A 9,326-nucleotide genomic window follows, 5' to 3' on the forward strand; every position below is an offset into this window, starting at 1 on the left:
GCCCGCCGGCTCCAGCCCTGCACGTCGAAGCCGAGCCCGGCCAGCGTCCCCGCCACCGCCCGCCCGAGCTCGCCGAGCCCGAGCACCGTCACCGTCCGCTCCGGCGCCAGCGGCGGCACCACCCCGTGCCGCCAGACCCCGTCCTGCCCGAGGATGTGCGCGTCGATCCCGAGGTGATAGCGCAGCACGTGCGCCGTCACCCATTCGACCATCCCCCGCGTCAGCCCCGGGTCGACCATGCGGCAGAGCGGCACCGCCAGCGTCGCGTCGCCCACGATCCGCTCCACCCCGGCCCAGAGGCTCAGCACCGCCTTCAGCCGGGTGAAGGGCGTGAAGTCCCGCACCGGCCCGCCCGGCTGGTAGACGAGATAGTCGAAGGTCCAGGGCCCGGCCGGATCGTCGGTCAGCGCCGCGTCGATCCCCGCCTCCGCGAAGGCGGCGAGCAGATGCGGGCGCCAGAGCGGCCATTGCTCCTCCGGCGCCGAGAAGAGGATGCGCGGACCCATCAGCCTCAATCCCGGTTGCGCGGCCGGTGCACGTGCGCGCTCTGCACCAGCCCGAAGGCGGCGAGCAGCACGATCATCGCCGACCCGCCGTAGGAGACGAGCGGCAAGGGCACGCCCACGACCGGCATGAGGCCCATGACCATGCCCATGTTGATCGCGAAGGCAAGCAGGAAGGTCGAGGCGACACCGCCGGTCAGCAGCGCCCCGAAGCGGTCCCGGTTCGAGATCGCCGAGGCGACGCAGAAGACGACGATCAGGCAGTAGAGCGCCAGCAGCGACGCCGTGCCGACGAAGCCGAACTCCTCGGCGAGCGTCGTCAGGATGAAGTCGGTGTGCTTCTCGGGCAGGAAGTTGAGCCGGCTCTGCGTGCCCTGCATGTAGCCCCGCCCGGCGAGCCCGCCCGAGCCCATGGCGATCTTCGCCTGGGTGATGTGATAGCCGGCGCCGAGCGGATCGGCCGAGGGGTCGAGGAAGGTGAAGATGCGGCGGAACTGGTACTCGTGGATCAGCTGCCAGTCGGTGCCGTGGCTCTTCAGCACCAGCGTCACCGCCCCGGCCCCGGCGGCGATGGCGGCGGCGAAGTACCAGAGGCTGACCCCGGCGAGGAACATCACCGCCCCGCCGCCGGCCAGCAGCAGGATGGCGGTGCCGAGGTCGGGCTGCTCGAGCACCAGCCCGACCGGCATCAGGACGAGCAGGAGCGGCAGGATCACCCACAAGGGGCGGGAGACCTTCGCGACCGGCAGCCGGTGGTAGTAGGCGGCCAGCACCATGACGAGCGCGATCTTCATCATCTCGGACGGCTGGATCTGGATCGGCCCGAGCTGGATCCAGCGCTGCGCCCCCATGCCGACGAAGCCCATCACGTCGACCGCGACGAGCAGCAGCAGCGAGACGACATAGGCGACCGGCGCCATCAGCCGCCAGAAGCGGATGTCGACCATCGCGATCGCCACCATGCCGACGAGGCCGACGCCGAAGCGGATCATCTGCGGCTCGGCCCAGGGGTGGAGCGAGCCGCCCGCCACCGAGAAGAGCATGAGGAAGCCGGCGCAGCCGACCGCCGTCAGCAGCAGGAGCAGCGGCCAGTTGAGCGCGAGCAGCTTGCCGAAGCCGCGCGGGGCGCCGACGCCGTGCCCCGCGTCGAGGAGGCTCATGCCCGGTCGCTCCCCGCCGGCGCGGTGCCGGCGAGGCCCATCGCCGCGCGCTGCTCCTCGATCGCCTTGCGCTGCTCGGGCGGATAGGCCTCGAGCGGCGGCAGCCCGCCGCAGAGCGCGAAGAGCAGGATGTCGCGCGCGATCGGCGCCGCCACCGCCGAGCCGCCCCCGCCGTGCTCGACGATCTGCGCCACGGCATACTTCGGGTTGTCGTAGGGCGCGTAGCAGACGAAGAGCGCATGGTCGCGCCGGTTCCACGGCAGCTGCTCGTTCGCCGTCACGCCGGCCGCGCGCTCGGCGGCGGTGATGATGCGGACCTGGCTGGTGCCGGTCTTGCCCGCCATGGTCATCGCCGGATCGACGATGCGCGAACGCGCCGCCGTCCCGCCCTGGGAGACCGCGTACATGCCGTCGCGCACCGCCTTGAGGCTGCGCTCGGAGACCGGCAGCGGCTCGGCCGGCTCGACCGGCACCTCGACCCCGTCGATCCGGCGGACGAGGCGCGGCTTGATCGCCCTGCCGCTCGCCACCCGCGCCGTCATCACCGCGAGCTGCAGGGGCGAGGCGAGGGTGAAGCCCTGACCGATGCCGTAGTTGAAGCTGTCGCCGGTCGTCCAGGGTTCCTTGCGCTTCTCCTTCTTCCAGGCCGCATCGGGCATGTTGCCGGTTGCGACCGCCGGGATCGGCAGCTCGTGCGCGTAGCCGAGGCCGAGCACGTGCGCCATGGCGCTGATCCGGTCCGGCCCAAGCCGGCGGCCCATCTCGTAGTAGTAGCAGTCGCAGGACTGGGAGAGGCTCCGCCTGAGATCGACCCGCCCGTGCCCGCCACGCTTCCAGCAGTGGAAGCGCCGGTTGCCGAGCGCGGTCGAGCCGCCGCAGAAGACCCCGTCGCCGGGGCTCACCACGCCCGCCTCCAGCGCGGCGAGCGCCATGCAGATCTTGAAGGTCGAGCCGGGCGGATAGGTGCCGGTGATGGTCTTGTTGTTGAGCGGGTGGTGGTCGTCGTTGAGCAGCGCGTTCCACTCGCCGGTGCGGATGCCGAAGACGAAGCTGTTGGCGTCGAACCCCGGCGCCGAGGCGAGCGCCAGGATGTCGCCGTTCGTCACGTCCATGACCGCGGCCGCGGCGCTCTCGCCGGCCATGCGGCGCATGGCGTAGTTCTGCAGCTCGAGGTCGATCGTCAGCTCGAGGTCCTTGCCGGGCGTCCCCTCCACCCGGCCGAGCTCGCGCATCACCCGGCCGGCCGCGCTCACCTCGATCCGCTGGTTGCCGGCCTCGCCGCGCAGGTCGGCCTCGAGCTTCGCCTCGATGCCGGTCTTGCCGATCTGGAAGCGCGGGATCTGCAGCAGCGGATCGGGATCCTCGAGCTTGGCGAGGTCGCTCTCGCTGACCGGCCCGACGTAGCCGACGACGTGACTGGTGCTCGGCCCGTCGGGATAGAAGCGGCTGAGCCCGACCTCCGGCACGACGCCGGGCAGGACCGGCGCGTTGGCCGAGACGCGGACCACGTCCTCCCAGCTCAGATGCTCGGCCACCGCCACCGGCACGAAGGCGGGGCGCCCGGCCATCTCCTTCAGCACCCGCTCCTGCACCTCGGGGGGCAGCGCGATGATCGTCGCGAGCCGCGCCAGCACCGCCTCGGGGTCGCGCGCCTGCTCGCGCACCATCGAGATGCGATAGTTCTGCCGGTTCCCCGCCATCAGCCGCCCGGCGCGGTCGAGGATGAGGCCGCGCGCCGGCGGGATCAGCCGGATGTTCACCCGGTTTTCCTCGGCGAGCAGCGCGAAATGCTCGTTCTGCACGATCTGCAGGTCGCGCATCCGCCAGCCGAGCGCGCCGACCACCCCGGCCTGGAGGGTGAGCAGCATCATGCCGCGGCGGGTGATCCGTGGCGCCGGCTCGTGCGCTCCGCCCCGGCCGTTCATCGCGCGACCCTCGCGGCGTCGCCGGCGCGCAGCTTGAGGCACCAGGCGAGGCCGAGGACGACCAGCGGATAGGCGAGGGCGGTCGTGACCGCGTAGCGCACCAGCATGGAAAGGCCCGGCGCCTCGGCGAAGACGAGCGCGAGGGCGAGGCGCATGGCGGCGAGGACGGCTGCGAAGGCGAGCGCCATCGCCAGCCATTCGAGGAGGAAGGGGCCGGACTGGAAGCGCGCCGCCCGCCGGCGGAACCATTCCGAGGCGAGCAGGAGCCCGAGCGCCCCGAGGCCGAGCGGGCGCGACATCATCAGGTCGGCGAAGATCCCGAGGCCGAGCACCGCCCAGAGCGGCGTCGTCGCCGGCCGGCGGACGATCCAGGCGACGACGAGGCAGAAGAGGAGATCCGGCGCCGCGAGCTCGCCGCCCGGGCCGAGCGGGATGAGCGCCGCGGCGACGGCGACGATGCCGAGGCCGACGAGGAGCCCCGTCTCGAGGAAGGCGGGCAGGGGGCGCGCGCCGCTCATTCGCCGGGCTCCGCCCGGGCGACGGCGTCGGCCGGCAGGCTCGGCCCGATCAACTCCACCGGCCCGTCGATCGCAGAGAGCGAGGTGGCGCGCACCACCCGCACGAAGTCGAGCCGCCGGTAGTCCGCCGCGAGCAGCACGCGCCGCCGCCCGTCGGCGCCGATCGCCACCCGCCCGATCAGGATGTCGGGCGGATAGAGCCCGCCGTCGCCCGAGCTTACCACCCGGTCGCCGGGATTGAGCTCGTCGGCCTGGTCGAGGAACTCGAGCGCCGGGGCCGAGGTATTGTCGCCGGTCACGATGGCCCGCTGTCCGGAGGGCCGCACCACCGCCGGGACCCGGCTCGAGGCGTCGGTGAGCAGGATGATGCGCGAGGACTGCGCGCCGACCCCGGCGATCCGCCCCACCAGCCCCGACCCGTCGAGCGCCGCCGACCCGTCGGTCACCCCGTCGATCCGCCCGACGTTGACGGTCGCCGAGCGGCGGAAGGGGCTGCCGGAGTCGGCCATCACCTCGCCGGTCACGAAGGTCAGCCGCGGGTTCAGCCGCACGTTGTTGAGCGCGAGCAGGCGGGCGTTCTTCTGCTCGAGCTGCAGCGCCGCCTCGCGCCAGCCCTGCATCCGCTGCAGCTCGCGGCGGAGCTCGGCGTTCTGCTCGTAGACCCGGGAATAGGCGCGCAGGTCGGCCAGCATCCGCGCCGTCTCGGCCACCGGCTTCAGCGTCCAGGAGAAGCTCGGCACGAAGCGGTCGACGAGACTCACCCGGAGTTGCTCCACCCGCGCGTTGTCGATGCGCCAGACGAGGAAGAGCACGACGAGAACGAGCGCGATCACGGTGACCAGCACCCGGCGGACGCCGCGGAGGTAGTCTGGGGGTGAGTCGCTGCGGGTCGCCACGCTGATTCGATGCCTCTGGGTGGGGCGTGTCGGCGGCCCCCGCCCCGGGACGGATCTGCTGCCCGCCTCAGTTCCCGAAGTCTATCACATGTGCAAGTTGAGTTTCAAACTCCAAGGACTTGCCGGTGCCGAGCGCCACGCAGTTCAGCGACTCCTCGGCCACGGTGATCGCGAGCCCGGTCTGCTCGCGCAGCGCGAGGTCGAGGTCGCCGAGGAGCGCGCCGCCGCCGGTCAGCATCACGCCGCGGTCGACGATGTCGGCGGCGAGATCGGGCGGCGTCTGCTCCAGCGCCTGCATCACCCCCTCGACGATCATCTGCACCGTCTCGGACAGGGCCTCGGCGATCTGCGCCTGGCTGATCTCCATCTCCTTCGGCACGCCGTTGAGGAGGTCGCGCCCGCGCACCTCCATCCGCGCCCCGCGCCCGTCGTCGGGCATCCGCGCAGTGCCGATCTCCATCTTGATCTTCTCGGCCGTCGAATCGCCGACGAGGAGATTGTGCTGCCGTCTCAGGTAGTTGATGATCGCCTCGTCCATCCGGTCGCCGCCGACGCGCACGCTCTTGGCATAGACGACGTCGCCGAGGCTCAGCACCGCGACCTCGGTCGTCCCGCCGCCGATGTCGACGATCATGTTCCCGGTCGGGTCGGCGATCGGCATGCCCGAGCCGATGGCGGCGGCGATCGGCTCGGAGATCAGCCCGGCCTTGCGCGCGCCGGCCGCGATGACGCTCTCGCGGATCGCCCGGCGCTCGACCGAAGTGGCGCCGTGCGGCACGCAGACGAGGATCTTCGGCTTGGCCCAGCCGGAGCGGCGCGTCGCCTTGCGGATGAAGTGCTTGATCATCTCCTCGGCGACGTCGAAGTCGGCGATGACGCCGTCGCGCAGCGGCCGGATCGCCTGGATCGACTCCGGCGTGCGGCCGAGCATCAGCTTGGCGTCCTCGCCCACCGCCAGCACGCGCTTGCGCCCGTCCTTGAAGTGATAGGCGACCACCGAGGGCTCGTTGAGCACGATGCCCTTGCCCTTGATGTAGATGAGCGTGTTGGCGGTCCCGAGATCGATCGCCATGTCCGACGAAAAAAGCCCGCTCAATGCCCCAAACATATGTTCCTTGCCCTCTCGCCTCGGCCGATGTTGTGGTTCTGACGGCCGCAGCCCCATTTATATTCCGCCATCCGGCACCCGGTAAAGCCTCCGCGCCGCGCCCTGCGATAGAGCGAGAAGATAGTTAACACAACTATAAGACGATAACGGCCGGCGCACCGAAGGCCGGTGACGCGCTTTCAATTGTCGGACGGCCTCCGATGTGCAACTCTCCCCGCAAGCGGAGGCCGGCCACGGCGGGACCAAGCCGCAGACAGGGAGAGGAACGCGCGTGAGCCTTCTGAGGCTGAAGGACGTTTCCAAGAGCTTCGGCGCGATCGAGGCGCTGCGCGGCATCGATCTCGAGATTGCCCCCGGCGAGGTCGTCGGCCTCATGGGCGACAACGGCGCCGGCAAGTCGACGCTGGTCAAGATCATCGCCGGCAACTTCACCGCCTCGGGCGGCAGCATCGAGCTGGAGGGCCGCCCGGTCGAGTTCCTCCGCCCGATCGACGCCCGCCAGGTCGGGATCGAGGTCGTCTACCAGGACCTCGCGCTGGCCGACAACCTGACCGCGGCCGAGAACGTCTTCCTCGGCCGCGAGCTCAAGAAGGGCTGGGGCCCGTTCGCGACGCTCGACAAGAACGCGATGGTCGCCCGCTCGGGCGAGCTCTTCGAGGAGCTGAAGTCGGAGACCCGCCCGCGCGACCTGGTGCGCAAGATGTCGGGCGGCCAGCGCCAGGCGGTCGCCATCGCCCGCACCCGCCTCTCCAAGGCCCTCATGGACGAGCCGACGGCCGCCATCTCCGTCCGCCAGGTCGCCGAGGTGCTGAACCTCATCCGCCGGATGAAGGCGCAGGGCGTCGCGGTCATCCTCATCAGCCACCGCATGCCGGACGTCTTCGAGGTCTGCGACCGGATCGTCGTCGTCCGCCGCGGCAGCAAGGTCGCCGACAAGCCGACCGCCTCGACCAGCCCGGAAGAGATCACCGGCCTCATCACGGGAGCCATCCATGCCGCCTGAGGCCACCGCCGACCACGCGCGGATCTCCGACGTCACCGGCATCGCCGAGCGCACCCTCGCCCGCAAGATCCTGGCGAGCCAGCCCTTCTGGGTGACGGTCGCGCTGCTCGCGCTCTCGGTCGTGGTCGGCCTCTACCAGCCGTCCTTCTTCACCGCGCAGAACGTCGGCAACATCACCCGGAACTTCGCCCCCTTCGGGATCATGGCGCTCGGGATGACCTGTGTCATCATCACCGGCGGCATCGACCTGTCGGTCGGCTCGATCATGGGGCTCGTTGCCATCGTCGCCGGTCTCTTCCTGACCTGGCACTATCCCTGGTACGTCGCCTTCGCCATGGGGATGCTCGCCGGCCTCGCCTGCGGGGCGGTCAACGGCTTCTTCGTCGCCTACGTCGGCATGTCGTCCTTCGTCGTCACGCTCGGCATGATGTCGATCGCCCGTTCGCTCGCCGTCGTCTTCTCCGGCAACCAGATGCTCTACCAGTTCGGCCCCGACGCCCCGATCGTGAAGGCGATCGGCCAGTGGAAGTTCCCCTCGGGCCATCCCGAAAGCATCTTCCCGCACTGGGTGCCGGCCTTCTCCTCCCACTTCTGGGTCATGGTGATCCTCGCGTTCCTCGTGGGTTACGTCTTCAACTTCAAGTCCTGGGGCAAGCATCTCTTCGCGATCGGCGGCAACGAGCAGGCGGCGCGGATGACCGGCGTCAACGTCGACGCGATCAAGTTCCAGGCCTACGTCTTCTCCGCCTTCTGCGCCTCGGTCGCGGCGCTGCTGATCCTCGGCTACGCCGGATCGGCGATCAACGCGCTCGGGCAGACCTACGAGCTCCGCGTCATCGCCGCCACCGTCATCGGCGGCGCCAACCTCATGGGCGGCTCCGGCAGCGCCTACGGCGCCGTCGTCGGTTCGGCGCTGCTCGAGGTGATCCGCAACGCGCTGCTCATGGCGGGCATCGATTCGAACTGGCAGGGTGCCTTCGTCGGCGCCTTCATCATTCTCGCGGTCCTGATCGGAATGGAAAGGAGCGGCTTCAGCTTCAAGGAGCTGCTGCGGCACATGTTCCGTTCCGGCAAGGGGCGCTAGAACCGCCGCGGGCAACGCCCGGGGCATGCAACAGGGAGGAAGTGCATTGAAAAGGCTACTGGTAACCTCGGCCGTCGCACTCGCCGCGATGAGCGTCGGCTCGACGGCCTTCGCGCAGAACATCTTCGCGCTGGTGCCGAAGAACATGAACAACCCCTTCTTCGACCAGGCCCGCGACGGCTGCAAGAAGGCCGAGGCGGAGTCGAACGGCGCCTTCGTCTGCGAGTACATCGGCCCCGGCGAGCACGGCGGCGGCGACGAGCAAGTGCAGATCGTGCAGGACCTCGTCGCCCGCGGCGACGTGAAGGGCATCGGCGTCTCGCCGGCCAACGCGGCGGCGATGGCGGTGGCGCTGCAGGCGGCCAAGGATGCCGGCATCCCGGTCATCACCTGGGACAGCGACCTCCTGCCCGAGAACCAGGAGCTGCGCGTCGCCTACATCGGCACGCACAACTACGACATCGGCGTGAACATCGCCAAGCGGGTGCAGGAGATCAAGCCGGACGGCGGCACGATCTGCATCCAGTCGGGCGGCGCCGCAGCGGCCAACCACAACGAGCGCATGCAGGGCATCCGCGACACGCTCGGCGGCAAGAGCGGCACCACCTCGCCCGGCGAGCGCCTCGCCGGCGAGAACGGCTGGACCGAGGCCGACGGCTGCCCGCTCTATACCGACGACGACTTCCCGCGCGCGGTGCAGCAGTTCGAGGATTTCATGGCGGCGAACCCCGACCTCGACGCCTTCACCCCGACCGGCGGCTTCCCGCAGTTCATCCCCGACGCCAACCGCGCCGCTGTCGAGCCCTACAAGGGCAAGATCGCCGACGGCTCGCTGGCGCTCGTCGTCGCCGACACGCTGCCGATCCAGATCGACCAGCTGCGGGAGGGCTTCTCCGCCGGCCAGGTCGGCCAGCGCCCGTTCGAGATGGGCTACAAGGTGATGTTCGCCTTCCAGCAGATGGCCGAGGGCGGCGCCGCGCCCGAGGATCCGACCTACACCGGCCTCGACGTCTGCACCCCGGACACCGTCGACACCTGCATCGCGCAGTAGCCGACGACGAAGGCGGGCTCCGGCCCGCCTTCAGCCGGCCTTGCCCGCCCAGAGGCGGTAACCTTCCCTGAGAAGTGG

Annotated in this window: 8 protein-coding genes and 1 pseudogene; 3 read left to right on the forward strand and 6 right to left on the reverse strand. The window is 70.4% G+C overall.

The features are described from left to right. The 6 genes and pseudogenes from Q0112_RS06395 to Q0112_RS06420 form a co-directional block, all read right to left on the reverse strand. Positions 1 to 506, reverse strand: a pseudogene (locus Q0112_RS06395) (glyoxylate/hydroxypyruvate reductase A); the annotation flags it as partial. A 5-nt stretch (positions 507 to 511) separates the two neighbouring features. After that, entirely contained in the window at positions 512 to 1,663 is a 1,152-nt protein-coding gene (gene rodA / locus Q0112_RS06400; RefSeq protein WP_297972894.1) for a rod shape-determining protein RodA, read from the reverse strand. Next, on the reverse strand, positions 1,660 to 3,534 hold the full coding sequence (gene mrdA, locus Q0112_RS06405) for a penicillin-binding protein 2 (RefSeq protein WP_297972912.1): 1,875 nt from the start codon (positions 3,532 to 3,534) through the stop codon (positions 1,660 to 1,662). Before mrdA ends, rodA begins: the two co-directional genes overlap by 4 nt. A gap of 50 nt (positions 3,535 to 3,584) precedes the next feature. Further along, complete coding sequence (gene mreD, locus Q0112_RS06410; protein ID WP_297972896.1) at positions 3,585 to 4,106, reverse strand: rod shape-determining protein MreD; 522 nt, start codon at positions 4,104 to 4,106, stop codon at positions 3,585 to 3,587. Then, positions 4,103 to 5,002, reverse strand: a complete 900-nt coding sequence (gene mreC / locus Q0112_RS06415; protein WP_297972898.1) for a rod shape-determining protein MreC — start codon at positions 5,000 to 5,002, stop codon at positions 4,103 to 4,105. The genes mreD and mreC overlap by 4 nt, the downstream gene beginning before the upstream one ends. 67 nt (positions 5,003 to 5,069) lie before the next feature. Then, positions 5,070 to 6,110 (reverse strand): rod shape-determining protein, encoded by a 1,041-nt coding sequence (locus tag Q0112_RS06420; RefSeq protein ID WP_297972902.1) that lies wholly within the window; start codon positions 6,108 to 6,110, stop codon positions 5,070 to 5,072. A gap of 271 nt (positions 6,111 to 6,381) precedes the next feature. Between Q0112_RS06420 and Q0112_RS06425 the strand changes: the two genes are divergently transcribed. Genes Q0112_RS06425 through Q0112_RS06435 form a run of 3 tightly spaced genes read left to right on the forward strand, consistent with a single transcriptional unit; the run spans position 6,382 to position 9,248 of the window. Then, complete coding sequence (locus Q0112_RS06425) at positions 6,382 to 7,113, forward strand: ATP-binding cassette domain-containing protein (protein WP_297972905.1); 732 nt, start codon at positions 6,382 to 6,384, stop codon at positions 7,111 to 7,113. Then, on the forward strand, positions 7,103 to 8,197 hold the full coding sequence (locus tag Q0112_RS06430) for an ABC transporter permease (protein ID WP_297972906.1): 1,095 nt from the start codon (positions 7,103 to 7,105) through the stop codon (positions 8,195 to 8,197). The genes Q0112_RS06425 and Q0112_RS06430 overlap by 11 nt, the downstream gene beginning before the upstream one ends. Before the next feature lie 46 nt (positions 8,198 to 8,243). Continuing rightward, on the forward strand, positions 8,244 to 9,248 hold the full coding sequence (locus Q0112_RS06435) for a substrate-binding domain-containing protein (RefSeq protein WP_297972908.1): 1,005 nt from the start codon (positions 8,244 to 8,246) through the stop codon (positions 9,246 to 9,248). Positions 9,249 to 9,326: the final 78 nt, after the last annotated feature.

The organism is uncultured Amaricoccus sp. (assembly GCF_937858865.1).
Classification (GTDB): domain Bacteria; phylum Pseudomonadota; class Alphaproteobacteria; order Rhodobacterales; family Rhodobacteraceae; genus Amaricoccus.